This is a genomic window from Streptosporangium sp. NPDC050148, assembly GCF_055586505.1.
On sequence record NZ_JBVJIA010000007.1, the window covers coordinates 136,471 to 162,156 of the forward strand.

Below are 25,686 nucleotides of genomic sequence, written 5' to 3' on the forward strand. Positions count from 1 at the left end.
CGTAAGGCGTGCTTTCTCGTATTACATCCGAAAGTATGGGGACGCCCGCAATCGTGCGACCACCTCGGCGTACGCGCGCGGCGGGATGATCAGGACCGTCGCCCTCATCAACCGCATTAGTGACAGCGGGTAAACACTCCTGTCGAGCAGCGGGGATCGCCGGGTCCGTGACCTTGGCGGGCGGCGTGCGGGGAGGCGCCGGGACCCGCCTGTCTGCGCGTGCGCGCCCGGCCCCGGGGTGGGGGACGGGAGCGCGCGGCCGGTGACGGCGACGCGGGCCGGGGTTCCGGTCCTCGCAGGGGTTTCTCCCTGCCCGCACCGGCCCGGACCGGCGCGGACCCGCCCGCCGGGGCCGCGCCGCGCCCGGACGGGGCCCGGTTGACCCCCGTGAAGGTGATACCGGAATCATCGGAGAAACGCACGCGCCGTTCCTGGAATTTAATGAATCATATTCCCGGATAAAGCCCGGACCTGGAAGGCGGAAATGGCCGCAGGAGGCGTCGTTCTCCGGGCACCGGGCCCCACGGTTCGCCGAAGATTTGAAACTACCATTTTTTGCTATATTAAAAATAAGCAGTAGATGGTTCGTCGATAATGTTGTGCATCTCTGCCGTTGCCATCGCGAGTCTTCGGCGGTATACCACGTCGGCTGCCCGGCTGCCCGGCTGCCCGGCTGCCCGGCTGCCCGGCTGCCCGGCTGCCCGGCTGCCCGGGTGGGAATCCCCCCGCCCGGGGCCTTCCGCGCGCCGTCCATCCGTCGCCCACGGCGTCGCAGGGCCGCGGCCCGGTGCCGTGCGGACCCCGGGGGCGGGGCCGGTCACCGGGCCGTACGGCGGGGACGGCGCGCATCCGCAGGGGATCCCGCGTCGTCCGTGTCGGTCATGTTATCGCTGGTGAAAGCCGTCGCACAGGCGCGGGACCGGCTCGCGCCCCCCGCCCGCGGGCTCGCGTGCGGCCCTTGAAGGAAGTCCCGCGGAGCGCCCGCCGGGGCGGTCGGCGGGGCGTCGGTCGACGGCCGCGGGCCCTCGCGGGTCGCTATGGATTTCACATCGATGTGGCCGGTCGTCGCACCCGTCTGGACAGAACGTAAATTTACTGTCAACTGCGGCTTTATCGCGTCAGAGGCTTATGGCGGCCTTGGCCGGAAGTCAAGGTCTTATAGATCGCTATTGATACTGATAGTCAGTCTGGAGAAGACAAGAAGCCGAAACGGCTCTCCGATAATCGGTTCTCCGAGAGGGGCTGTGCAGATGCGCGCACTCCTGCCGTACGGGATGGCGGACTTCGAGCGACGTGGTTTCCGGACCGATCGCCCGGAGGCGCGGGCGGTCCTGGAGGAGCGGGCCAGAAGTTTTCTCGACGGCTTCAACCTCGCCCTCTCCCGGTGGGGGGACGTTCACGCGGCGCTCGCCACGGTGCCCGAGGAGAACCGGGGCTTCGCCTACGAGGGCGCGGGCATGTACGCGGCCTACCGCGACCTGACCGCGCGCGGGCGGGACACGGCGCTGCGCCGGTTGCTCGACGGTCCAGGACAGGGCTACGTCCACCTGATCCACGTCGGCGCGGGATGGGGGCTGAGCCCGGCGCGGCTCCCCGCGCCGTTCCGGCTGCCCGGGACGCCGCTGCTGCGATGGCTGGCCCTGGACGGCGCCGGCTTCGGCGAGGTGTTCTTCGGGGGGACGCGCGCGCTGGAGCGCCGTGCCCGCCGCGCACCCACCCCGCGAGGGGCCGCCCGCCTGGCCGGTTGCGGCCGCGCGCTCTGGTTCGCCGAGTCCGCCGACGTCACCGGGGTGACGGGGGTCGTCGCCCGCCAGCCGGTCGCCGCCCGCGCCGAGCTGTGGAGCGGGATCGGCCTGGCGTCCGCCTACGCGGGCGTCACCACCGAGACCGGCCTGGAGGCCCTGGTGACCGCGGCCGACCCGGACGCGCCCGCCTACGCCCAGGGCGTCGTCTTCGGCGCCACCGCCCGGTTCCGCTCCGGTGTCGTCCCCGACCACACCGTCCTGGCCTGCCGCGTGGTGCTCGGCACCGACCCCGCGACCGCCGCCTCCTGGGCGGACGACACCGCCGCAGACCTCGAACACTCGCCGGACATCACCGCCTACCAGGAATGGCGGACCCGGCTACGCGGCATCACGGCCGCCCGGCACGCCGCCTGATGCCCCGATCGGAGAACGGAATGGTCCACACCGTCCTGCGCAAGAGCCTCCCGCCGTGGCCGCGGTCCTGCTCTGCGGCACCCTGGGTTTTCTCACCGTACGGCCGGGCGTCGCCGCCGGAGAGGCCGAACGGCTCGCCGGGCGCTACGCGTTCCAGAGCGTGGCGCTCAACTCCGCCCCGGCCGGAGCCCGCACCGAACGCGTCGTCGCGCCGGGCCTGCAGAGGATCCGGGGCTGGATCTCGGCGGTCGGCGCGACCGTCGCCCTGACCGACCCGCGCGGCCTCGGCCACGCCGGTGACCTCTGCCTGGTGGACCCCCGCGACGACAAGGTGACGCCCCGGCCCGCGCCCCGGTCCGGCGGCACCTCCTACGCGCCGGTCGAGCTGCGCCCCTCGGGCGCCGTGCGCTACGACGCGACGATGGCGCCGATGGGGTGCGTGCCCGCCGACCTCGACGAGGACGGCGACACCGACATCCTCGTCTACTACTGGGGCCGCTCGCCGGTGGTGTTCCTCAACACCGCACCCGGCGCCCCGTCCGCCGCGGGGTTCACCGCGACCGAGCTCGTCCGGCCCATGCAGGTGTGGAACAGCACCGCCCTCAACGTCGCCGACCTCGACGGCGATGGACACCTCGACGTCCTGGTCGGCAACTACTTCCCGGACGGGGCCAAGGTGCTCGACCCGGCCGCCGCCGGCGACAGCCGCATGCAGATGCAGCACTCGATGAGCATGGCGCGCAACGTCGGCGTCAACCGGATCCTGCTCGGCCGCCCCTCCGGCGCCCGCGACACCCTCCCGGCGTTCACCGACGCCAGCGACGTCTTCGGCGACGACGTCGCCCGCTCGTGGACCCTCGCCTTCGGCCTGCAGGACCTCACCGGCGACCTGCTGCCCGAGATCTACGTGGCCAACGACTTCGGCCCCGACTTCCTGCTCGCCAACGAGTCCACCCCCGGCGCGGTCAGGCTGCGGGCGGTGCCCGGCACCCGGAACCTGACCATGCCCAAGTCCAAGGTGCTCGGCCACGACTCGTTCAAGGGGACGGGGGTCACGTTCACCTACCCGGACGGGACCGGCCTGCCGATGATGATGGTCAGCAACATCACCGACGAGTTCGCGCTGCAGGAGAGCAACTTCGCCTTCGTGCCGACCGGCCCGCCCGGCGAGCTCGCCTTCCGCGACGACAGCGAGGACCTGGGCCTGGCCCGCAGCGGCTGGGCCTGGGACGTCAAGTCCGGCGACTTCGACAACGACGGCGTCGACGAGATGCTGCAGGCCACCGGATTCCTCAAGGGCGAGCGCGACCGCCGGCCCCAGCTGCAGGAACTCGCGATGGGCAACGACGACCTGCTCGTCCTGGGAGGGCGGTCCGCCACCCGGCTCCGCGCGCGACGACGCGAGTGACGACGCGAGTGACGACGCGAGTGGCGTCGTGAGTGGCGTCGTGAGCGACGCCGTGAACGGGTCGCGAACGAGGTCGTGAGTGACGCCGTGGACGAGGTCGTGGTCGTGGTCGAGGTCGTGGACGTGCGGACGAGGATTCCCCCGACGCTCCCGCCCGCACGTGCGGTGCCGTACCGCCGCACGCGGTGGGGGAGCGTCCGGGGGACGAGGGTGACCGCTGCGGGCGGCCGCTCTCGTCAGGAGACGCCGGTGGAGTCGCGTTCCGGCCGGGCCGACAACCCCATCAGCTGCGTGCACCGCAGCACCGCCGCCGGGTCGCCCTCGAGCGACAGGCCGCCGGTGACGACGGCGTCGAACGGGCTGATCAGCTCGGCGCCGATCCGGACGAACGTCTCGGCGCTCGTCCGCACCACGATGACCGGCTTCTCCCCGGGCCCCCGCCGGGCCGCCGCCTTGCCGTCGGCCACGACGATGTGGAAGACGTCGTCGTCGATCCGGAACTCGTAGGACTCCCGCACGTCGGGCACGGGCCGTCCCTGGATCATGGCCTGCAGGGCGAAGAACCCCCAGGCGCTGCTGGTCATCCCCGTCTTGGCGTCCTCGTCGGTGAGGAAGCGCATCCCCCACCGGGAGAAGTACAGCAGGGGCTCGCGGAGCTGCTCCCCGACGGGGGTGAGCCGGTACCGCTTCCCGCGCGCGTCCCCCGGGACGGGCTCGGCCTCCAGGATCCCCCGCGCGCCGAGCGCCTTGAGGCGGTCGGTGAGCAGGTTCGGCCCGATCCCCGGAAGATGTGACTGGATCTCGTGAAATCGCGCCGGAGCTATGATCAACTCCCTGACGATCAGCAGCGTCCAGCGCTCCCCGATGATGTCTAGTGCGGCGGCCAACCCACAGAACTGCCCGTAGTGCCGCTTGTCGGACGTAAGCAAGCGCTCGTGCCTTCCTGTGATTTTTTATAGTGACAGCGCGTCCGTCTCCCCGGCCGGACGCGCCAGGGTCAGGTCGGGACCGTTCTGGGCCCGCCACCATCCGCGGCCGGGACGACGTCACACCCCGGGGGCGGGAAGGCGGGCCGTCCCGTGACGCGTCCCTCTCCTCCCCGGGCGTCCGCCCGGTGATCGGAGCTCGCGGTCGTCATGACGGCATCACCTCGTGGGGCCTGGATTCGCAATCATTTTCGCCCAGTCGCTATGCACATTCAAATTATATTCCCGTCAGAGCTGGGATGGGCTGATGATTTTTTATATCTTGCTATAGGAAAAAATAGTGTCATGTGCACCTGGCGTATGCGGTGAGGGAGTGGCGCGCGTGCGTGACGCAGGGGCCGGAAGGCGGGGGCGCCGACGACCCCGGCCGGGCGGCGGACCGGGACACGGAGGGCGGAATCGCCCGGTGCCGGTGGTTCGGAAGGGTCACATGGGTATGACCAGCCATGTGTTCAGCTCTCTGCCCGCCTCCGCGCCCCGTCCCACGCCCTGCTCAGGGCCTCGTCCCACGCCCCGCCCCGGGCTCCACAGATCCGGGGAGGAAGGATGAACGAGCTTCACGAACGGCTCCGCGCCGCCCTGCACGCCGAGCTGCCGGCCGCCTTCGAGCTGCGCCGGGAGCTGCACGCCGAGCCGTACGTCTCCGGCAAGGAGGAGCCGACGCTCAAGCGGATGCTGGACGCGCTGCCCGAGGGCGGCGCGATGGAACGGGTGGCGACCACCGGCGCGCTGCTGCGCGTCGGCGGCGAGGGCCTGGCCGTCGGCGTACGGGGAGAGCTGGACGCCCTGCCGATCCTGGAGGAGACCGACGTCCCCTGGGCCTCGCGCAACGGGGCCATGCACGCCTGCGGCCACGACGTCCACCTCGCCGCCCTGGCCGCCCTGACCCGGGCGGTCGACCGGGTCAGGGCACCGGCGCCGATGGTCGCGGTGCTGCAGCCGCGCGAGGAGACCCACCCCTCGGGCGCCCGGGACATCGTCGAGTCCGGTGCGCTGCGCAGGAACCGGGTCGGCGCGATGATCGCGGCACACGTCCAGCCGGTGCTCGACGCGGGGGAGACGGCCTGCACCCCCGGCGCGGTCAACGCCTCCGCCGACGAGTTCACCGTCGTGGTCAGGGGCCAGGGCGGGCACGCGGCCTACCCCCACCTGTCCCGCGACCCGGTCCTGGCGCTCGCCCAGATCATCGTGGCCGCGCAGCAGCTGGTCAGCCGGGACGCCGACCCGATGACGCCGACCGTGGTCACCTTCGGGACCGTCTCGGCGGGCACCGCGCCCAACGCCATCCCGGGGGAGGCCACCGCGCGCGGCACCCTGCGCACCATGTCCGAGCCCTGGCGCCACCAGCTGCACCACCGGTTCCGCGAGATCGCCGAGGGGATCGCCCGGGTGCACGGCTGCCAGGCCGAGGTACGGGTCATGCACGGCGAGCCGGTGCTCGTCAACGACGCCCGTCTCGCCGAGGAGACCGGCTGCATGCTCGTCGAGGCCGCCCACCACATGCCCGCCACCCTGCGCTCCTGCGGCGCCGACGACTTCGCCCACTTCGCCTCGGTGGTGCCGTCGCTGATGCTGTTCGTGGGCACCGACACGGTGTCCGGCCTGCACAGCCCGTACTTCCTGCCCGGGGACGAGACCGTGACGGCGGTCGCCGAGAGCCTGCTCGCCGCCTACCTGGCCGCGGCCCGGGTGATCGGCGCCGGGACGGGCTGACGGCGGCCCCGGTCAGTATCCCGTCGCGGGGTCGATCACTCCCTCCAGGGGGAGCCCGGCCCGCAGGTTGCGCACGTTCCGCTCGACCCGTTCGCAGAACATCCGGGCGACGTACTCGGCGGAGTCGGCGCAGTGCGAGGTGATGAGCACCCTGGGGTCGTCCCAGAGCGGGTGCCCCTCGGGGAGCGGCTCGGGGTCCGTCACGTCCAGGCCGGCCGCGGAGATCGACCCCGCGCGGAGGGCCTCGACGAGCGCGTCGGTCCGGATGTGCCCGCCGCGGGCGACGTTGACGACGACGGCGTGCTCCGGCAGCAGCGCCAGCTCGGCCGCGTCGACGACGTGCGTGGTCTCCGGCGTCAGGGCCAGGGCCAGCACCAGCACGTCGGTCTCGGGCAGCACGGCGTGCAGGGCGGCGGGCGGCAGCGTCTCGCCGGCGCCCTCGACGCCGTCCGGGCGGCGCCGGATCACCCTGATCCGGCAGCCGAACGGCTTCAGCAGCCGGATCAGCTCGACGGCTATGCCGCCGCCTCCCAGGATCGTCACGCTCCGGCCGTGCAGCGACCTGGGGTCCACCGGATCCCAGCGGGGCGTCCGCGCCTGCCGGGAGACGCTGCGCAGGCAGGCCAGGATCAGCATGAGCGCGTGCTCGCCGACCTGCCCGGCGAACGACCCCTTGGCGCAGCTGAAGACCACCGGGAGGCCGAACACGCCGGACGGGATGAACCTCTCCACCCCGGCCCAGGGGAACTGCACCCACCGGATCCGGGGATTGGCCTCCAGCGTCGCCCGCAGCACCTCGGGCTCACCCGGGACGAGCCAGACCAGGCCGTCGGCCTCGGCCGGCGGGCCGACGACACCGCCACCGGCGGACACGGCCCGCTCCACCATGGAGCGCAGATCGGCAGGACGGGGGGAGTCGGGGCGGCCGTGCGCCGCCCACGCCTCCTCGGAGGGGAGGATCGCGATTCGGGCTTCCATAAACCATATTCTGTCGCGCCCCGCCGGTCGTGCGCCATGACCGCGCACGATGCGTCCCGTTCCCGGTTTTCCGCCGGAGCGGGAATCGGAGCGTCTCTGCGGCCGTACGGGAATCGCGTTCCCGGGCCGGTCGCGGCCCAATTCGATTTAGCGGCCGGAAGGGAACGCGGGCCCGCCCGGCGCGCGGGCGGCGGCGCATTCGGCGCACGCGACCGCTGGGGAAAGGCGTGAATCATACCGCTCCGGCCTGCGTAAACGTCCGGGCAAGACGGCGACGCTCGGGGGACGCTACATTTTTCCCGGGGACCCGGGCATTCTGGAGGAGCGGATCGTTTTGAGCAGAGGGACGATCATAGGCGGACGCTACGAGTTGGACCCTCTGTCCCGCCGTACCGGTGGAATGGGGGAGGTCTGGTTCGGCTACGACAAACGGCTCGACCGGCAGATCGCTATCAAATTCATCAAAGTCGACAGGTTTCCCGACGGCCGGCCCGACGACGAACTCGCCAGGCGCTTCATCCGCGAGACGCGGATCACCGCGCGGCTGGAACACCCCGGGGTCCCGATCGTCTACGACTGCGGGCCGCACGGTGACGACCTCTACATGGTCATGCAGCTCGTCAAGGGCTGCCCGGTCTCGACGCTGATCGACGAGACCGAGCTGCCGGTGGCGTGGGCCGTGGCGATCGCCGCCCAGGTCTGCTCGGTCCTGGCCGTCGCCCACGCGAACTCGCTGGTCCACCGCGACCTCAAACCGAGCAACCTGATGCTCTGCCCCGACGGCACGGTCAAGGTGCTGGACTTCGGCATCGCCGCCGCGCTCGCCGCCGTCGACGCGACGAGCCTCACCCGGACGGGCGAGGTGCTGGGCACGCCCGCCTACATGGCGCCGGAGCAGGCCATGATGGGCGGGGCGGACCCGCGCAGCGACCTGTACTCCCTCGGCGTGATCCTGGACGAGATGCTCACCGGGAAGAACCAGTTCGCCGCGCCCACCGCGCTGGCGGCGATGCGCAACCACACCGACGTGCCGCCCCGCCCGCTGCGCACCAGGCGGCCCGACGTTCCCGAAGGGCTGGAACGGCTCGTCCTGTGGATGCTCGCCAAGTCACCGGACCGGCGCCCCGCCGACGCCGGCGTCATCTGCGAGCGGCTGCTGGACTTCTGCCACGACCTGCCGCCCCTGCCCGGCTACGTGAACCTGGACACCCCCCACCCGCTGCGGATGTACGCCACCGTCGTCGGGCGCATCACCTCCTCGGGGGAGCGTCACCGGCGGTCGGCCCACCACCAGCGGCCGACGCGGATCAGGAACATCGGGGGGCTGGCCCAGATCGAGCGCGCCGACCTGGAGCGTGCCCGCAGGGACGCCGAGGTCCTCAAGGTCCAGGGGCGTTTCAGCCAGGCGGCGGACCTGCTGGCGGAGGTGGCCGGCCCGGCCGCGAGCTCGTTCGGCGCGACCGCCTCCACCGTGATCGAGCTGCGGATCGAGCTCGCCGAGCTGCTCTTCCTCGCCGGGGACCACCGCCGGGCGGCGCCGGAGTTCCACCGGCTGGCCGCCGACGTCGCCGCGGTGGAGGGCCCGGACAACAACCTCGCCCTGCGCTGCCGGTTGATGGAGGCCGGCTGTCACGCGGCCACCGGTGACAGGAAACTCGCCCTGGCCCAGCTCCAGCGGCTCCTGGCCGACGAGCGGCGGTTCGGCGCGAGCGAGGAGCGGCTCCTCGAACTGCGCCGCAAGATCGGCATGGTGGAGCTCGACGCGGGCAACCGGGTGCGGGCCAAGCGGGTGCTGGGAGAGCTGCTGCCCGACCTGGAACGCAGGTACGGCCCGCAGCACGACGACGCGGGCAAGGTCCGGGCGATCCTGCGATCCCTCACCGACCACTGACGCGCGGGGGAGGGGACCGTGGGACGCCGGAGGTGGTCCACGTCCGGGGTGAGGCGGGGGAGGCCGGACGTGGACCGGGTACGGGATGGCGCGGGGGAGGCCGGACGTGATCCGCGCCCGGGAGGGGTCATCCCCATCGTGATCCGGACGGCGATCGACGCGACGACCCCGGTCCCGGTCCCCGGGACGGGGAACCGGGGCCGGGACCGGGGGCCGTGGCTTCAGACGGGCAGGACCCGCAGGGCGGGGTAGCGGGCCGAGTTCAGGTACAGCTTGTCGGTGCCGTGCTCCTTCTCCAGCTCCAGGACGAACCGGTAGCGGTAGAGCCCCGCGCGCGCGTCGCTCATCACCGCCCCGGCCCAGTAGTAGTAGACGGCGGTGTACCGGTCGCGCATCCGGTCGGGAGCGCCGTAGACCTTGAGCTCGGTCATGATCCGGCGTTCGGCGACGTCGTCCTCGTCACCCTTCTCGATGTCGAGGAAGACGATGTTGTTGATCTTCGGCATCGGGGGCCAGGTGCCGTCCGGGCGGCGGTGCATGTCGATCGGGCGGATGATCCAGTTGATCACCTGTCCCTGCTTGCAGACGGTCTCCAGGTGGTCGGTGCCCTGCCCGACCCCGCCGACGCTGTTGTCCATCATGTAGAGGCAGCCGTCCAGGGACTTCGTCGTGGCGGCCCGCTCCATGTCGACGAGGGTGACCACGTTCAGCTGGACGGAGTTGAGCTGGCCGCGCTCGGTGAAGTCCGTGGCCGCGTACGCCTGGGTCATCGGGCCTCCTTTCCGTCGCCGGCGGGACCGGACAGGGCCGGTCGGCCGGAGGGGGTGAACGGCGTGGTGACGGTGCCGAGCAGGAACGAGAGCCGGTACGGGACCGGCTCGGTGAGGTCCTGCTTGACCTCGGCGGTCCAGAACACGATGTCGGTGCCGGGATACACCTTTTGTGTGGGTTCAGCGATCTGCGGGTCGATCTCGACGTCGGCGAGGGACACGTAGGTCTCGCACTCCAGCGGGATCACGTTCCACAGCAGGGTGTCGCCCTTGCGGACCCGGCTGTGCAGCTCGGGGGTGCCGAAACCGGTGGACCCCGCGGGCCTGTTGGTGTCGTAGAGGTAGAGGTTGCCGTCCAGGTTCTCCGACGCCAGCGCGGCCACCGGGTCGACCACCGCGGTGATCGTCACGGGCCGGGCGGGCCGGGTGGACCGGCGTTCGGGCTGTCTGTTCCTCGGGGGCATGCGGCTCCTTCGCTCGAAGATGCTCCGGACCGGGTCAGCCGGTGACCGGGACGGGCGGCAGGGGGAGGACGCCCAGTCCGGCACCGGTGAACCCGTTGCGCTTCGGATCGTTGATGATCTTCAGGCTGGACTCGCAGGTCAGGTCCACCGACTCCCAGACCAGCTCGTCGTTGCGCTCGACCAGCTCGTGCAGCTGGACGTGCATCGTGTACCGGTAGACCCCGGGCCGGCTCGTGTCCACGGTCGCGGCCCAGTACCAGCCGTCGTAGACCATGTCGGGCGACCCGTACTGGGCCGGGTACATGATCTTCTCGGTGACGGCCGGCCCGGTGATGTCGGTGATCACCGGAGCCGGGTAGTTGTACGCGTCGGAGCTGGTCGTGGTCCTGCCGGTGACGTCCAGCAGCTTGGAGTCGGTCAGGCCGCGCCCGCTCGCCTGCTTGCGGGCCCGCTTGCCGACCCGTCCCTGCAGCCGCCTGACGTCGGTCTCGTTCACCCCGCCTGCGGCGTCGAGCCCGGCCAGCTCCTCCAGCGTGCGCCGGTCGTCGGCGCGTCCCTGCTCGGCCAGGTAGTTGCGCGGCACCGTCGGGGGGATCGACCCCAGCGCCGCGGGCAGCCAGTTCAGCACCTGCTCGGTCGCCTGCGACCCGTCGAGGTAGTGGGTGCCGGGCACGATCGTCTCCAGCCGCTCGGTGCCCACCCCCTCCGAGCCGAACAGCTTCATGTTGTCGAACCAGTACGTGTTGCCCTCGAGCGATCGCGTCCGGAGCGCGTTCTCGACGTCGAAGAGCACGATGATCCCGTGTTGCTGTGCCATGGAACCGCCTTTCGGGGAACGTGGCTCACGCGCACAGCAGTGCGGGCGAGTCGATGTGCAGCACGCTGTTGGGCCCTTCGTGGAGCCGCAGGGAGAGCCGGTACCGGTAGGGGACGCCGGGCGTCATGTCGTGGGGCACGATCCCCTCCCACACCAGCAGGTCGTAGTTCTCGCGCCCGTTGGAACCGGTGGCGTCGACCCCCGCCCCGGACACGGCACCGGGCGCCACTGCGCCCGTCCCGTGCGCGGCACCGGCCGCCGCCGCGGTGGGGGACCCCGCCGGGCGCGGCGCCACGGCCCGGTCGGCCGGTGCCCGGACGGTCGCGCCGGACAGGAACTCGATGGCCTGGATCTCGACCGGGGTCTGCACGTCCACGTGGATGGGGGTCCACTGGACGACCTGTCCCGGGGACACGACCGTGACGAGGTCGGGGGTCCCCTGGTTCTTGCTCCCCGCCGAGCCGTCGTCGACCAGCGAGAGGTTGCCGTTGTGCAACGTCCGGTCGGACAACGCCCCGACGGCGTCGACCATCACGACGATGCTGATCCTGTGTTTCATCGATCCTCCCTTGTCGGATGTCATTCGGGCGCACGGGCCACCGGGCGCTCAGCCCCGGTCGCGGACCAGCGGCGTCTTGCCGACGGCGGTCCGCTCGATCTGCGACGAGGAGCGCGGGACGAACTCCAGCCGGAACCCGTACCCGGTCTGCTCGATGGCCGCGGCGTTGGCCTCCCGGTCGTTGAAGAGCGACAGGGAGCCCGGCAGCGCCTGGGTGAACAGCCGCCGCGTCCCGCCCGGCCCGAGGGCGTGCTCGACGGCCGCGGTCGTGCCCTCGGCATCGTCCACCGCCGCCAGCAGGGTGAGGATCCGGTCCTCGCGGTGGTTGTGGAACTGGACCTCGTGCGCGATCAGGTCCAGGTCGACGCCGGCCGCCGAGCGCAGCCGCCCGCGCAGGGCCGCGTACGCCAGCGTCGCCGAGTACTGGCTGTCGTTGAGGTGCAGCACGTCGGCGCTGCGCCCGGCGAACTCGAACCGCTCGGTACGCGCCCCGGGCCCGTCCAGGGCGGGACGGCGGATCATCCGGTCGCCGAGCTTGAGCCGCAGCAGCGGCGTCTCGTCGGCGTGCAGCCGGGTCACGACCAGCTCGCCCTCCTCGCCCTCGGCGACGGCCCGGCCGTGCTCGTCCACGATCTCCACCAGGTGCAGCCCCGGAACGGCCGACAGCGCAGGCGAGGTGTGGTCGAGCTGGAGCCCGACGCACTCGGCCTGGGTCGCGGCGAAGTAGCTGAGGATCGACACGTTGGGGAAGAACGCCTGCAGCTCGTCGCGCTTGCGCTGCGGCAGGGAGCCGCTGCCGTACATGGCGACCCGGAAGCTCGCCCTGGCGTGCGGGGGCAGGCCCGCGCCCAGCTCGGGCAGGAGCGCGATGCCGGCGGTGATGCCCATCAGCGCCTTGTGGCCCGGGTAGGAGAACATGTGCTCCAGCACCGGCGCGCTCACCGGCCCCGCGCCGATGTAGTTGACCCCCGGGACGTGCGACAGGACGCCGCCGACCATGGTCCCGCTGCTCCACATCTGGTAGTCGGCCAGCGTGGTGAACAACCAGCGCGGCGCGGGGCCGCGCAGGTAGCGGCCGAGCTGGTAGGCGCCCATGAACGCCCCGGAGATGCGGTAGGTGTCGCGCAGCTCCCGCAGGGAGTACACGATCTCCAGGGGCATGCCGTCACCGGTGCCGCCACTGGCCACCACCTCGAACCCGCCGCGCTCCAGCGGCACGACCATCCCGGCCCGCGCGCCCATGAACATGTCGCGCTGCACGGTCTTGTCCGACAGGGGGATCCGCTCCCACTCGGACATGTCGGCGGGGACGTCGCGGATCCCGAAGTGGTGCAGCCGCTCCCGCCACAGCGGGTTGAGCAGGGCGATGCCGACGAGCTGCCGCAGACGCCGGAACACCAGCGCGTTCTGCAGGTCGAGCGGGGACTCGCAGTACGGGATCCCGGTGAGCCGCCCGCACTCCTCCAGCCTCCCCGCGAACGACGGCAGCCGGACGACGTCGTCCACCGAGCGGGGCCGCAGCTCCTCCTCGGGGATCAGCCGCTCCGCCAGCTCCGCCGAGGCGGCGATGTCCAAACCCGTCATGGTCATGAATGACTCCCGTTCGGCTGGTCGTGGCGGGCACCGGCGCTCGCGCGCAGCACCCGTCGCCCGATGTCCCTGATCTCGGCGATGAGCATGGCCAGGTGGCCGGCGTCGATGAGGTGGTTCATCACCACCACGCGCAGCGCCGCCACCCCCTCGATGTCGACCTTGGAGATGAAGAAGCGCCCGTCACCCCGGACCCGGTTGCGGATCTCCAGCTGCAACCGGTGCACGGTCACCGGGTCCAGGTCGTCCGGCAGGTACCGGAAGCACACGATGTTGGACTCCGGCTCGTGCGCCACGGCGAAGTCCGGCTCCGCGGCGATCATCCGGTACGCCTGCCGGGCCGTCGCGCACAACCGGTCGATCTTCTGCGCGAACAGCGCCGGGCCGTAGACCGACCAGACCGCCCAGAGCGGCATGATCATGGGGCGCTTCGTGCACTCGAGGTTCTTGCCCGCGCTGTCGTAGGCGCTGTAGACGTCCGGTTCCTCGTCGAAGACGTAGCTGGCGCGCTGCCGGAACGCGTCGCGCGCCGCCGAGCCGTCGCGGTAGAAGAGCAGCGTGCACGGCGCCGGCATGAACAGCATCTTGTGGGCGTCCCAGGTCAGCGAGTCGGCCCGCTCGATGCCGCGGAGCCTGTCCCGGTGCCGGTCCGACAGCAGCAGGCTCGCCCCGTGCGCCCCGTCCACGTGCAGCCAGAGCCCGTACCGGTGCGCCACGGCCGCGAGCTCCTCCAGCGGGTCGAAGGCGCCCATCGACGTGGTCCCGGCCGAGGCCACCAGGCAGAACGGCCGCAGGCCGCGCCGCAGCGCCTCGGCCAGCGCCGGACCGGCCAGATCGGGGCGGATCCGCCCGGCACGGTCGACCGGGAGCCGGATGATCTGCCGTTCCCCGATGCCGAGCACCCCGGCCGCCCGGGTGACGCTGTAGTGGGCCTCCTCGCTGACCGCGATGGCCGGACGCCCCGCCATGTCCGCGGCCCCGCGCGTCCAGATCTGCGGGAAGGCGCGGTTGCGGGCGGCCAGCAGCGCGGTCAGGTTGGCCAGGGAGCCCCCCGAGGTCGTCACCATGGCGAACCGGTCGCGGTCCCAGCCGATGAAGCGGTTGAGCTCCTCGGCCATGAGCCGCTCGGCGACGCTGGGGAGCTGCCCGGCCTCGTAGAAGGAGGAGGGCTGGTTGACCACCGAGCCGACCAGGTCGATGAGGCCGGCCAGCGGCACCACGCCGGAGAACTGCCGCCCCATGTAGCCGGGCGAGTAGACCGGGATGCCGGTCTCGGTGTACAGGTCGACGATCCGGTTCACCCGGTCGGCGTCGAAGTCGGCGATGCGCTGCCGTTCAGGGGTCATCAGCCCCCGCGCGGCCTTCAGCAGCACGGCCGGGTCGAGGAGGTCGAGCCCCCGGACCGACCGGTCGCCCAGGTACGTCGTCAGACGGCCGACGATGTCCACGGCGCCGTCGTGGAAACGTCCGGGGTCGAAGGCGGCGGCGAGGTCCGGCGTGGGTGATCGGGGACCCTCGCCGGTCGCGGGCTCGGGAAAGGGACTGTGGACATCGGAAAGAGAACTCGTCACGGGGGGCTCCAAACGATCCGGCGTACGGAACGCACATATGGTCGCGCCTGGACGGGAGATCGGATGTGGCGAACCGAACTCCCGGGCGATCACGTCAGGGCTCTCGCGGATGAACGCGTGATCCGGGTATTGCGCCGAGCGGGGAGGACATCCTCCGTCTCCGGGGAAACGAGACGGAATTCGTGCCGCTCCGGTTCGTGGAACGTTCCAACATCGAAATTCGATGTCGATCGGTGATGCCGGGGGAGAGGGAGGGGGGCGGGCGGTCGTCCGTTCGCGCCCTGGTCACATGGTTCGAATCGGTCCGGTGGCGATGTCGCCGTCGATCAAGACAGAAGGGGGAACCGTCGTGGCCGAATCACGATTGATTCACCCTGAATTTCGTCCGCCGTATATCGTGGCGCGCGCTTCATGGGAGCGAGCTAACCATTGACGACAGGAGGGGCGCAAGGCCTCCGGCCCAGGTGGAGTGGCAGATTCCGGCCATGGTTACCGCTGCGCCGGCATTGGGGAGAGGGGTCCGGCGGTTTTGGGGCTTATGAGTTTCCGGCCGGTCTCGATCGGGTTCGGGAATTCGATCCCGCCCCCCGGTCGGGGATCTTTCCGGAGGGTGTTTTTCCCCTTACGCAATGGTGTTGTTCGGTGAATTTCTGTAAAAGCGATCTCTCGGGCTTCCGTGACGAGTCTCGCCAAAAGGGCATTTCAGGGCCGCCGTGCTCGGCAGGCGCTCCCGAGGTCCGGTGAGGGGCCGTCCCGGCCGCATACTTGGATCCCCCGTTGGACCACCCGGAGAGCGCGGCCGGGACCCACCTGTGGGATCGGGACCTTCACCGGCTCCCGCCGGTCGTGATGCTCATCGGCTTTAGCCGGTCGGGACGCTCATCGGCTCCCGCCGGTCGGGACGTGCTCCGCCGCGCCGGACGCCGTCCCCTGCGCCTTCCTGTCCGCCGCCTCCCGGCGCCTGCGCACGGTGAGGAACCACATCAGGGCGGTCATCGGACCGGTGAAGATCATGTAGCCGACGGCGCTCCGCCAGTCGAAGACGAAGCCCTGCGACCCGGAGCCGAAGGTGTCGAGCCACGCGACGAGGAGCGTCACCAGGAGACCCGCGACGAGACCCGCCACGAGACCGAGGAGGCTCACCTGCCACAGCGGCATTCTGCGGTCCTTCGGCTCGTCGAGACCGAGGACGCCCGTTCGCCACCCACGCCTTTGACGATCTTCCATGTCAATCCCCCTTCGCCCCCGAGAAGCCGGGCTCGTCATGATCACGTTGTTCGGGCCATGTCCCCTACCGCGGGGGAAAGGCCGCAAACGTTCCGGGCCGTCCCGGCACCCGGGGCCGAGGTACAGCCTGCGGCACCTCGCTCCTCCGGGCAGGGGGATCGATCACGAGGCGATCCGGACGCGAGGCTCGCAGGGGTCAGAACGAAGCCCTGGAAACTCCTCCGGGAGCGGTCTCCATGTCCCACATCGCCGGATCCCCGTCCGTCCGGCCATGTCCTCGCGGCCCCTCCCGCCCCTTCCGGCGCTCCCGCGCGCTCCGGCGTGGTGCCCTGGCGACGGGTGAGGGCCGCCGCGACGACACGGCACCGGGCGGCCGGTCAGGCCCGCCGGTGGGCGTCCTGCAGGTAGTGCAGGACGGCGGTGACGCGCCGGTCCGCCCGGTCGGTGGGGGGCAGGTCGAGCTTGGCGAAGATGCTGCGGATGTGCTTGTGCACCGCGCCGTCGGTGACGAAGAGCCGTTCGGCGATCGCCGCGTTGCCCAGTCCCTCGGCCATCAGGGCCAGAACGTCACGCTCGCGGGGGCTGAGACGTTCCAGCCGCGTGTCGGGACGGGAGCGCGTCAGCAGCTGCGCGACCACGTCCGGATCGATGGCCGTCCCCCCGTCCGCCACCCGGTGCAGCGCGGTCAGGAACTCCTCGACCCGCCCCACCCTCTCCTTGAGGAGATACCCCAGGCCGGAACCGCCCTGGGCGAGCAACTCGGTGGCGAACGCCTGCTCGACGTACGCGGACAGCACGAGCACGGCCAGGTCCGGCCGGCGGCGCCTGGCCTCGACCGCCGCGACGATCCCCTCGTCGGTGTGGGTCGGCGGCATCCGCACGTCGACGATGGCCACGTCCGGCTCGTGGGCGTCCACGGCCTCCAGGAAGCCGTCGGCGTCGGCGGCGGTGGCCACGACGTCGAGCGCCTCGGCGCGCAGCAGCAGCGCGAGCCCCTCGCGCAGGAGCGGGTCGTCCTCGGCGATCACGATCCGCACGGCAGGCTCACGGTGAGGGTGGTGGGTCCCCCGGCGGGGCTGGTCAGCATGAACGTCCCATCGTGTGCTTCGGTACGGCGGCGGATGCCGACGAGCCCCGACCCGGTGCGCTCGTCCGCCCCGCCGTCGCCGTCGTCGGTGATCTGGAGGTGGAGCCGGTCCTCGTCGCGGCGGACGCTGACGGTGGCGTGCCGGGCCCGGCTGTGCCTGGCGATGTTGGTCAGCGCCTCGGCCGCCACGAAGTAGGCCGTGGCCTCGACGGACGCGGCACATCGTACGGGAATGTCGGCGTCGATCCTGCACGGGACCGGGCAGGCCGCGGCCAGGCCGGTGAGGGCGTCGGCGAGGCTCCGGTCGGTCAGCACGGGCGGCAGGATGCCGCGGATCACCCCGCGCAGCTCGGCGAGCGCCTGTTCGGCGGCGTCCTGCGCGCGCTCCAGGATCTCCCCGGCGCCCGCCGGGTCGCGCGCCAGCGCACGGCGGGCCGCGCCCAGCAGGACGCTGACGGCGACGATGCGGTTCTGCGTCCCGTCGTGCAGCGACCGCTCGATGCGCCGCAGCTCGGCGGCGTGCGCGTCGAGCGCGGCGGCCCGGGTCGCGGTCAGCTGCGCGACCCGCAGCAGGAGGTCACCGCCCGGCTCGGGCCCAAGGAGGCGCCGGCCGGGCCAGGCCTGCAGCCGCGCGATCCCCGGGGTGAGGATCATGGAGACGACGGCCCATCCCAGCCCCAGCAGCCCGACCCCGAGGGCGCCGGGCAGGTCCCGCACGATCCACAGGCCCATGGCCGAGGTGGCGGCCTCCTCCGGGGGCAGCAACCGCCACCACAGCGGGAAGGTCAGGTTGGTGACCGCGCTGAGGGGCAGCGTGAGGCCGACCAGCGTGAGGACCAGTCCGAGGGTGCCGTGCACGGCCACCCAGCCCACCTCCCGGCGCGTGGCCGGGTCGGTGAGGGCGGAACGCAGGCCGGGCGGCACCGGCCCCGGTTCGACGAGCTCCGGACCCCAGCGGGAGAGCCGCGCGCGTTCCCGGTTCGCGACGGAACGCAGCCCGCGCAGCGCGGCGGGCACCAGCGGCAGGCCCACGCCGACCAGGCAGGCCAGCGCGGTGGCGGCCACCATGAGGAACGCGAGCAGCGCCAGGAGCGTGGTGCCGAGCCCACCGGCGAGGTGCTCGAACGCGTCCAGGGTGAGACGGGCACGGGCGACCACGTCCCATCGGCGAACCGGCCCGCGGCCGGCCGCGGGATCGGGGATCGGCATCCGCACCTCCTTCGGCCCTCGTCGGCCCTTGCCGGCTCTCCTCGGCCTTCCTCGGCCCTCCTCAGCCAGACGATAGGGCACCCACCGCCCCGTCACGGGGTCGCCGCCCGAGAAGTACAGCCTGCTGTACCCCGGTCGTCCCCCTGACGGGATCGTCGCCGGAGACGGTCGTCCGTAGCGTCGAGGTACGGCAGCCGACCTGCCGATTCCCCGAGCGAGGAGCGCATCATGACCGATCTCCGGCACACCCCCGAGACCTCCGAGACCTTCAGGACCCCCGGGACGCGACGTCCGGCACGCCCGGCCGGCACCCGGGGCGGCATGGCCCGTCCCGTGCTGTGGCTGCTGCTGGCGGTCAGCGTGGTCCTCAACGTGGTCTTCTCGTCCACCGACACCGACGTCCTCGCCGGCATCGGGTTCGGGCTGGCCGCCCTGGCGTGCGCCACGGCCCTGATCGTCCACCACTACCGGTACATGCGCCGGTGAGCGTCGTCTGTCGGTCCGCCGCACCAGGATGGACCCCTCCCCGGCTTGATCATTCCTCTCCCCCGGGGAAGCACCCGTGCGTCGCCGTCGTTTCGGCCGCTCCGCCGCCCCTGCCGCGGCCGGGTACCTGACCGTGGTCGTCGTGGCCGGTGTCGCCGCGCCGGTGACCGGCGACGACGGCCTCTTGCGGGGGAACAGGGTGGCGGCGTCGCCCGGGCACCCGGTGATCCAGGTCCACTCCGATTTCTCGATCTGCGCCACCACCGAGCCGTACACCCGCTGCCCGCCCGTGGAGACCAGGGCGTGGGGTCACGTCGTCGAGGTCGGCCACCGCAGTCCGACCGGCAGGCTCGAACTGGGGGATTCGATGGGATATCCCGTGTTCCCCAACCTCGCCTTCCGGGGCAGGGGCGACTACCGGATCCGCGTCCACCACGCCTGACCGCCGTGGAAGGGCGAGAGACGCGCCGGTCAGCGGTTGCTGATCATGGCCTACCCGGGGCGGGGACGACGTGATCGTCCACCGCAGGCGGACCCGGCTCTGACCACTGTGACCGCCATGACGGACGCTCGCTCATGGCCGGTCGCGGGGCATCCTGCCGGCGGCCAGGACATTGATCAGGTCGTCGACCGGTTTCCTGCCGGTCCGCTGGACGTGTGTGTCGAGCTTGCGACCAGCAGGAGTCGAGGTGTCCCCGCTTCGTCTCCGAAGCATCATGCCTCCGGCGGCGAACATCGTCACGCAGCGGTATCGCTACAGATAGACGTCAATCCTTAGCGTCCATGTTCCTTCTGTACTGTTCTGCTCCATGCGTACCCCCCGTATCACCCTGCCGGTCGGGATGCTGGCCGGCCTGCTGCTCACCGGCACCGCCCATGCCGACGTCACCACCGGCACCATCACCGGAGCCGTCGTCAGCGCGCCGGTCCCCACCGGCACCAAGGCGCTGACCCATAATCCGCTGTACCGCAGCGGCAAGCTGACTTTGCCCTGCGGCCGGGCCCCCGAAGGCTCCGGCAGTGTCGCCGTCACCAAGAAGCATCTGACGGTGATACTGAGCTGCTTGAACGCCTCATGGTCCAAGCAACTGAAGAAGACCGGCGTGACGTTCAGGAAACCGACGATCCAGTTCATGACCAAGCCCGGTCGTGCGTGCGGATCGGAGTGGGGCAGGTATCACACCGGCCGTTACTGCACCGATGAGCGGCGGCTGGTCATCATGATCAGCGACTATGCCGTCAAAGCGCCGGCCGATCCGGTGATGTTGCAGTTGATCGCGCACGAGTACGCCCACCATGTGCAGAACCTCACCGGCGTGTGGAGTGCTTACAAGAACATGCCGGCCGCCACCGAATCGCAGGCGCTGGCTCAGAGCCGCCGCTTGGAGCTACAGGCCGACTGCCTGGGAGCGGCGTTCCTGTCCAGCGTCTGGTCCTCGCAGAACTACCGGGATGAAGACTGGAAGCAGGTCGTGGACCACTACCGGGGCAGCGGCGACGAGAAGGTCAACACCCAACGCAGCCACGGCACGGGCAAGAACCGGGCCGCCTGGCTGCAGCGGGGTTTCGCCGCCGCGTCCCCGTCCGCGTGCAACACCTGGAGCGCGCCGGCCTCCCGCGTCGCCTGACGAGCGCCGGGGCCTCGACGAAGTCCCGTAGGTGGGCGGTCAACGGTTGAGCGGATCCTCAGCGTCTCTCAGCGAGGTCACAGGTCCGGCGTAGCAGGCTTCACCGGGTCATCGCGCCGCAGGACCGAGGAGTACGGATGAGAGCCGAGACGTTGAGCGGCGGGCGTGGGTGGCCGCGCGTGGCGGCGATCTGGTGTTCGCTCTACGGTGCGGCCCACGTGTGGTGGCTGGCGGACCCGGGGGCGTCATGGGCTCCTCCCGAGGAGGTGTTCTCACCCGGCCGGTGGGTGGCGGTGACGCTCGCCCTCACGGCCGCCACGGTGTGCTCGGTGATCGCCACCGGGATCGGGCACCACCGTGGGGCGCCCGTGCGGTGGACGCTGGTGGCGCTGGCGTGGGTGGCCGGGGCGGGGCTGATCGCCTATTCGTACATGCTCGCCATCAGCCTCGCCACCGTGCTGTTCGGCCAGGCCGGCCACTGGGGGAGCCTGCTGACCCGCGCGGCCGGAGTGACCGCGGGAGCGCTGACGCTGGCGTGTGCCGTCGCCGAGCAGCGCAGGGTCCGGCGGGCCTGCCCTCACTGCGCCCGGGTCCACGGCCGTTCGCCGGAGCGGCGCACCGATCCCGCACCACGGTGGGCCTGTCTCGCCGCCTACGCCGCGATCACCGGCTGCGCGGCTCGTGTGAGCGTGCTGGTGATCGAATCCATCACGGCGGGTGAACCGCTGCCGTTCACGCTGGGCTTCTCCTTCGGGGTCTTCATCGTCCTGCTGATCCTGGCCGGCACCCTTCTGCCGCTGGCGTTGGTCCACCGGTTCGGCAGGATCTGGCCACGCTGGGTGGTGCCGCTGGCAGGACGCGACGTGCCGCGATGGCTCGTGCTCGGACCCGCCCTGTTCGTCGGCGCGAGCATGGCCGGCTACTTCGGCGTGGCCGGGATGACGGCATGGCTCCTCGGCAGGGGCAACCTGGCCCAGGCCCCGCTCTGGAAGGTGTCGATGGAGATGTTCGGCTACACCGTGTGGGGCCTCGGCCTGCTCGCCGCTGCCGTGTCCTACTACGCTCTGACCAGGCCGGGCTGTCCTTCTCCGGGACTCACCGTCCCTTCTCCCGAGGTCACCGTCCCGCGGGCCCCGCGAACGTCGTCCTGATCGAACCGGCGATCGGCCACCGGACAGGACGCGGCCCAAGGGGGAGTCCGGCTCATCGCACCAGCCCGTAAGGCAGGGCGATCCACCTGGTGAGGCAGTGGGGCGGGCACTCCCAGCGAATCACGGGATCAGCCTCCGCCCAGCCGGGACCGGACGACGCGTCCGGTGAGGATCCCGTACCGGCCCCAGGCCGACGACGGCTCCCGCACCGGCCAGAGCCCGCGTCCTCCGCCGCTGTCGGCGGTGACATCCGCGCAGACCAGGGGCGGTGCCGGCCGTCGAGCCTGCGTCGGTCACATCGATGTGGAGTGTTCCATCATGGTGGGCGACGGCGATGGTGATCCGCCCGCTCGGGCGGCGGCCGGAGTCGGAGTGGTGTACGGAGTCGGTGACGAGTTCGGTGAGCAGGAGCGGGGCGTCGTCGGTGTGCGGGTGGTCGAGCCCTTTGAGGAGGTCGCGGACGTAGCGCCGGGCCGGGGGACGGCGGCGATCTGCGCGGGTGCCCCGGCCCGCCTCCAGCCCTGTCCCTCGGCCCCGGTTCCCGCCGGTCCTCGCCGTCACGACGGCGAGGACCGGTGAGGGGGGCTACGGATTGGCGACCTCGGGGCCGCGCAGCGTGACCTGGATGCTGCCGCCCACCTGCAGGTCGGCGCGGGTACAGGAGGCCGTGGAGTCGGGCAGCACGGTCAGGGGCGAGGGCTTCCGGAGTCGTTCCTCCAGGTCATGCGGGAGATCGACGCCCTCGACCGGTTCGCCGCCTATCGCGCGGCCCGCTGCCCGCTGCTCGTCGTCAGCGGTGACGCGCGCGCCTTCGCGGGGGTGTTCCCCGGCCGTCTCGTCCCCGCCTGGAACGCGTACTGCGCGTGGGTCGAGCACGAGCTGGAGGCGGCCGTGCGGGAGACGCCGCCGGTGCGGGCGGTGTCCCTGCCCACCGGGCACGACCCGCACCGGGAGGATCCGGAAGGGCTGGCACGCCTCCTGATCGGGCACCTCGCCCGGTACGGCGGGACGTCGTCTCCAGGGCGATGACGTGACCCGGAGCGACGCCTCCAGGCCGGTGCGGTGGCCGGGTCCGGCTACCGGATGCGGGCCAGCCAGATCACGATCGATGTCAGCATCGCATCGAGGACGCCTGCCGGACGTGTCCTCATCCAGGACAACCCGGCCGGGCGCGACACCGGCCAGAGCCCGCGCCCACGTGCCCTGTGCCTCGGCGCGCTTTTACGATGACGCCCGCGGGGTGATGCGGCCACGCCGGACCTGCCGCGCGCGACCGGGACCCGTACCCGCGCGATCCGCGCCTGCGGGATCCGCGTCCGCGGGATCCGCGTCCGTGTGACCCGCGCCCGTGTGACCCGCGGTGGCTCGTCCGCGGTCCAGCCCGGCTCGTGCGCGGTCCAGGCCGGCTCGTCCATGGTCCAGGGCGGCTCGCCCGCGACCCGGGTCCGCTCGCTCGCGGCGTGAGCCTGCTCGCGGACCTCCAGCAGGGCGACGCGCAGGTCGTCGATCTCCCTTCTGGCGATGGTCAGCTCGGCGCGCAGGGCCCGGGCCTGTTCGGCGGCCTCCTGGTGGAACTGGCGCAACTCGCTGACGTACCGCTCGCGCAGCGCGACCGCCTGGTAGTCGAGCTGGTGGGCGCGGATCCTCGCGGCCACGGCCTCCTCGCGCGCGCTGGCCAGCTCCTGCTCCAGGACGCGGTGGGCGTCCCGCAACCTCTGGTTGGTCGTGGCCAGGCTCTCGGCGCGCCGCCGTTCCTTCTGCTGCAGGCTCAGGGCGTACGTCGCGAACGCGGTCTGGTCGGTGGCCTTCCGCTCGGCGGCCGCCAGACGGCCCTCCCGCTCGGAGGTCTCCTCGTCGGGACGGATCTGCTCCAGCGGCCCGTGGTACTCCCGGAACGGTCCGGCACCGATGCAGGTGGCATGGCGCTCGCAGTGGGAGTGGCCGCACGCACGGCTCGACAGCCTCGTCGAGCCGCCGGTGTCGATCGTGTCCGTCACACCGTCAAACTACCCATTTTCACTTATAGTGAAATTGATGACACATAGAGTGATATCAAAAGTTGAAAGTATTTTGATCCTCTGCCGCCGTATCGCTGCCCTCCGTGCCGGCCGGTGGTCCACGGGACCGTGAGAACGCCGTTCGGCGTCGTTCGTCCCCTGGACGCCGCCGGACGCGTCCCGCCTCGCCCGGGGGAGCCGTTCGGCGCGGACGATCTGGCGAGGAACGGGCTGCAGGTGTCCGGGGAGGCGCCGAGAGGATCTCGCCACGGATGCGACACCGGTTCGCCGCGCAGGGCCACGGACATGGTGTCGTCGGGTCCGATGCTCACGGCGCCCTCGTCCGTTATCGCCTGCAGTAGATGTTGCGGCTCGGTGTGTAGAGCTTGCCCGGGTCGTCGGCCAGGCCGACCAGGTCCACGTCGACGACGCTACGCCATCCCGTCAGGCCGCCGTTGACGCAGGCCGCGCGCCCGGTCGCCCGGTTGCCCGCGCCACCGCCGGATCGCACCGTCTGGCTGCCCGCCGCTCCGGCGTTCCGCCAGACACCGTCGGAGTAGTACTGCTGGAGCTGCACGGTGACGACCGCCAGGGTCGCGCTGCAGTCACCGTTCACCCACCAGCCGTGTCCGGAGGCCTCGAAGGCGGACGAGGAGACGTGGACGTAGTCCCCGTAGGTCTGGAAGACGCAGTACGCGGACGCCGACCGGGCGTCCCGTGAGGAGGAGGGGCCCCTGTTCTCCAGGCGCGCCTCGCCTCTCGCGGCGGACCGTTCGGAACCGGGGGCCGGGGCGGGGGTGGGCGGGGGCGCGGGGGAGGACCGCGCCGGGGCCGCGAGCGCCACGGGCTGCGAGACCCCGAGGAACATCGCGCCTGCGATTCCGGCCGTGATGGAGATCGTACGAAGTGATCGACGCATGATCGTACCTCCGAGCTGGGTGGAGCGTGGGCAGAGGTCGTTCTGCGAACCTCGTCCGGTGGCCGAGAAAGGGCGCGGTTCCGATCTCACATGAATGGCGCCGGACATTGGTAAACGTGTCATTTCCGCCCTGCCGTGTCAATGGAAAGACCGTTATCGGCAATGTTCGTTCGGCCGGTTGACATGCGGTTATTCAATGGAACCGGGCCTTTGTGACTTATCTGATATATCCCTTTAATGCACCATTAGAGAATGGTGATGCTTTGAGGAAAATTCATCATAAATCTGGGCATGGGTGCTTCGTGTTCAGGTGTCGCAACGTACGGAATGCCGTCACCGCGAGCCGTGTCCCGGCGCCCCGGCGAACCCTCTCCGGTCACGGCGCCGGGTGACGAAGACGCAGAACGGATGACCGGCCACGTCGGCGTACACGCGCAGGGGCTCCTCGGGATCGTCGATGCGGTCCAGCAGCAACCGGCCACCGAGACGCAGGACGCGTTCGTGCTGGACCCGCAGGTCCTCGACCGATTCCACGGTCAGATCCAGGTGCAGCTGCTGTGGCACCCCGCCCTCCGGCCACGTCACCTCCGGCAGGCGGTCGACCTGCTGGACGGCCATCTGCGGGGCGCCGTCCGGGGTCCTCAGCACGAGCCAGTCGCGGCCACGCTCGTCCGCGTGTCCCTCCTCCGGCGGCTCGTCACCGGGCCGGTAGACCAGGCCCAGCAGAGATCGGTAGAACTCCGCCAGAGACCTGGCGTCGGTGGAGTCGAGCACCACCTGGCACAGCCTGGGCACGCTCTCCCCGTCGGTCACATCGATCACCGCTCCCCGTGCTCGTTCCCGTGTCGCACCGGCCTGGCCCCTGCGCGCCACGCCGGTGGTTAAACGCGGGGCCCCGCAGGACGATCACCGGAAACCGGCCATCCCGGGGACGACATGATCGCCCGTGCCCTCGTCCGTGTCGAAGTCCGTGGTCGTGACCGGTGGCGGATCTCCTCGTCGAGGACGTTCCGCCCGCGCGTTCTCCCGTCCGGGCCGGAGCTGGTCGAGGGTGTGGCCGGTGGCCTGCTTGAACA

23 protein-coding genes are annotated in these 25,686 nt (G+C 71.4%); 9 read left to right on the forward strand and 14 right to left on the reverse strand.

Features of this window, described 5'->3' with window-relative positions:
* Positions 1 to 1,250 precede the first annotated feature (1,250 nt).
* On the forward strand, positions 1,251 to 2,159 hold the full coding sequence (locus ACZ6RT_RS09975; RefSeq protein ID WP_470152883.1) for a DUF1702 family protein: 909 nt from the start codon (positions 1,251 to 1,253) through the stop codon (positions 2,157 to 2,159).
* A gap of 55 nt (positions 2,160 to 2,214) precedes the next feature.
* Positions 2,215 to 3,567, forward strand: coding sequence for an FG-GAP repeat domain-containing protein (locus ACZ6RT_RS09980; protein ID WP_470152885.1), 1,353 nt, complete (start codon positions 2,215 to 2,217; stop codon positions 3,565 to 3,567).
* Between the two features lie 236 nt (positions 3,568 to 3,803).
* On the opposite strand, the gene ACZ6RT_RS09985 is transcribed toward ACZ6RT_RS09980, so the two are convergent.
* Complete coding sequence (locus ACZ6RT_RS09985) at positions 3,804 to 4,454, reverse strand: winged helix-turn-helix transcriptional regulator (RefSeq protein ID WP_470152887.1); 651 nt, start codon at positions 4,452 to 4,454, stop codon at positions 3,804 to 3,806.
* A 645-nt stretch (positions 4,455 to 5,099) separates the two neighbouring features.
* On the opposite strand from ACZ6RT_RS09985, the gene ACZ6RT_RS09990 reads away from it, so the two are divergent.
* Positions 5,100 to 6,266 (forward strand): M20 family metallopeptidase, encoded by a 1,167-nt coding sequence (locus tag ACZ6RT_RS09990; protein ID WP_399186260.1) that lies wholly within the window; start codon positions 5,100 to 5,102, stop codon positions 6,264 to 6,266.
* A gap of 12 nt (positions 6,267 to 6,278) precedes the next feature.
* Here the strand turns inward: ACZ6RT_RS09990 and ACZ6RT_RS09995 are convergent, their stop codons facing one another.
* The gene (locus tag ACZ6RT_RS09995) at positions 6,279 to 7,244 is read right to left on the reverse strand and encodes a D-isomer specific 2-hydroxyacid dehydrogenase family protein (RefSeq protein WP_470152889.1); all 966 of its coding nucleotides are present in this window, start codon (positions 7,242 to 7,244) and stop codon (positions 6,279 to 6,281) included.
* A gap of 370 nt (positions 7,245 to 7,614) precedes the next feature.
* On the opposite strand from ACZ6RT_RS09995, the gene ACZ6RT_RS10000 reads away from it, so the two are divergent.
* Positions 7,615 to 9,135 carry a serine/threonine-protein kinase gene (locus ACZ6RT_RS10000; protein WP_470152890.1) on the forward strand — a complete coding sequence of 507 codons (1,521 nt, stop codon included), beginning with the start codon at positions 7,615 to 7,617 and terminating at the stop codon, positions 9,133 to 9,135.
* A gap of 221 nt (positions 9,136 to 9,356) precedes the next feature.
* Here ACZ6RT_RS10000 and ACZ6RT_RS10005 read toward each other — a convergent pair whose 3' ends face one another.
* From ACZ6RT_RS10005 to ACZ6RT_RS10045, 9 genes are all read right to left on the reverse strand, one after another.
* Entirely contained in the window at positions 9,357 to 9,905 is a 549-nt protein-coding gene (locus tag ACZ6RT_RS10005; RefSeq protein ID WP_399186257.1) for a hypothetical protein, read from the reverse strand.
* Positions 9,902 to 10,369 carry a hypothetical protein gene (locus ACZ6RT_RS10010; protein WP_470152893.1) on the reverse strand — a complete coding sequence of 156 codons (468 nt, stop codon included), beginning with the start codon at positions 10,367 to 10,369 and terminating at the stop codon, positions 9,902 to 9,904. Before ACZ6RT_RS10010 ends, ACZ6RT_RS10005 begins: the two co-directional genes overlap by 4 nt.
* A gap of 34 nt (positions 10,370 to 10,403) precedes the next feature.
* Positions 10,404 to 11,186 (reverse strand): hypothetical protein, encoded by a 783-nt coding sequence (locus ACZ6RT_RS10015; protein WP_399186255.1) that lies wholly within the window; start codon positions 11,184 to 11,186, stop codon positions 10,404 to 10,406.
* Positions 11,187 to 11,211: 25 nt separating this feature from the next.
* Positions 11,212 to 11,745: a hypothetical protein gene (locus ACZ6RT_RS10020; RefSeq protein WP_470152895.1), complete on the reverse strand. Its 534-nt coding sequence runs from the start codon at positions 11,743 to 11,745 to the stop codon at positions 11,212 to 11,214.
* 48 nt (positions 11,746 to 11,793) lie between these two features.
* The gene (locus ACZ6RT_RS10025) at positions 11,794 to 13,329 is read right to left on the reverse strand and encodes a phenylacetate--CoA ligase family protein (protein WP_470152897.1); all 1,536 of its coding nucleotides are present in this window, start codon (positions 13,327 to 13,329) and stop codon (positions 11,794 to 11,796) included.
* Between the two features lie 2 nt (positions 13,330 to 13,331).
* Positions 13,332 to 14,906: a pyridoxal phosphate-dependent decarboxylase family protein gene (locus ACZ6RT_RS10030; RefSeq protein WP_470152898.1), complete on the reverse strand. Its 1,575-nt coding sequence runs from the start codon at positions 14,904 to 14,906 to the stop codon at positions 13,332 to 13,334.
* Between the two features lie 879 nt (positions 14,907 to 15,785).
* Positions 15,786 to 16,064 carry a hypothetical protein gene (locus ACZ6RT_RS10035; protein WP_470152900.1) on the reverse strand — a complete coding sequence of 93 codons (279 nt, stop codon included), beginning with the start codon at positions 16,062 to 16,064 and terminating at the stop codon, positions 15,786 to 15,788.
* 446 nt (positions 16,065 to 16,510) lie between these two features.
* Positions 16,511 to 17,170 (reverse strand): response regulator, encoded by a 660-nt coding sequence (locus ACZ6RT_RS10040; RefSeq protein ID WP_399186250.1) that lies wholly within the window; start codon positions 17,168 to 17,170, stop codon positions 16,511 to 16,513.
* Positions 17,158 to 18,429, reverse strand: a complete 1,272-nt coding sequence (locus ACZ6RT_RS10045; RefSeq protein ID WP_470152903.1) for a sensor histidine kinase — start codon at positions 18,427 to 18,429, stop codon at positions 17,158 to 17,160. The genes ACZ6RT_RS10040 and ACZ6RT_RS10045 overlap by 13 nt, the downstream gene beginning before the upstream one ends.
* 228 nt (positions 18,430 to 18,657) lie before the next feature.
* On the opposite strand from ACZ6RT_RS10045, the gene ACZ6RT_RS10050 reads away from it, so the two are divergent.
* The 5 genes from ACZ6RT_RS10050 (at position 18,658) to ACZ6RT_RS10070 (ending at position 22,723) form a co-directional block, all read left to right on the forward strand.
* On the forward strand, positions 18,658 to 18,915 hold the full coding sequence (locus ACZ6RT_RS10050; RefSeq protein ID WP_470152905.1) for a hypothetical protein: 258 nt from the start codon (positions 18,658 to 18,660) through the stop codon (positions 18,913 to 18,915).
* 76 nt (positions 18,916 to 18,991) lie between these two features.
* A complete protein-coding gene (locus tag ACZ6RT_RS10055; protein ID WP_399186247.1) occupies positions 18,992 to 19,357 on the forward strand; it encodes a hypothetical protein in 366 nt (121 codons plus the stop codon).
* 367 nt (positions 19,358 to 19,724) lie between these two features.
* Positions 19,725 to 20,543 (forward strand): neutral zinc metallopeptidase, encoded by an 819-nt coding sequence (locus tag ACZ6RT_RS10060; protein ID WP_470152907.1) that lies wholly within the window; start codon positions 19,725 to 19,727, stop codon positions 20,541 to 20,543.
* Between the two features lie 137 nt (positions 20,544 to 20,680).
* Positions 20,681 to 21,694, forward strand: a complete 1,014-nt coding sequence (locus ACZ6RT_RS10065; RefSeq protein ID WP_470152908.1) for a hypothetical protein — start codon at positions 20,681 to 20,683, stop codon at positions 21,692 to 21,694.
* 723 nt (positions 21,695 to 22,417) lie between these two features.
* Positions 22,418 to 22,723, forward strand: coding sequence for an alpha/beta fold hydrolase (locus ACZ6RT_RS10070; protein WP_470152910.1), 306 nt, complete (start codon positions 22,418 to 22,420; stop codon positions 22,721 to 22,723).
* A 47-nt stretch (positions 22,724 to 22,770) separates the two neighbouring features.
* Here the strand turns inward: ACZ6RT_RS10070 and ACZ6RT_RS10075 are convergent, their stop codons facing one another.
* From ACZ6RT_RS10075 to ACZ6RT_RS10085, 3 genes are all read right to left on the reverse strand, one after another.
* Complete coding sequence (locus ACZ6RT_RS10075) at positions 22,771 to 23,691, reverse strand: hypothetical protein (protein ID WP_470152912.1); 921 nt, start codon at positions 23,689 to 23,691, stop codon at positions 22,771 to 22,773.
* A gap of 346 nt (positions 23,692 to 24,037) precedes the next feature.
* Positions 24,038 to 24,610 carry a hypothetical protein gene (locus ACZ6RT_RS10080; RefSeq protein WP_399186240.1) on the reverse strand — a complete coding sequence of 191 codons (573 nt, stop codon included), beginning with the start codon at positions 24,608 to 24,610 and terminating at the stop codon, positions 24,038 to 24,040.
* A gap of 333 nt (positions 24,611 to 24,943) precedes the next feature.
* On the reverse strand, positions 24,944 to 25,432 hold the full coding sequence (locus ACZ6RT_RS10085; protein ID WP_399186239.1) for a VOC family protein: 489 nt from the start codon (positions 25,430 to 25,432) through the stop codon (positions 24,944 to 24,946).
* Between the last annotated feature and the right edge of the window lie 254 nt (positions 25,433 to 25,686).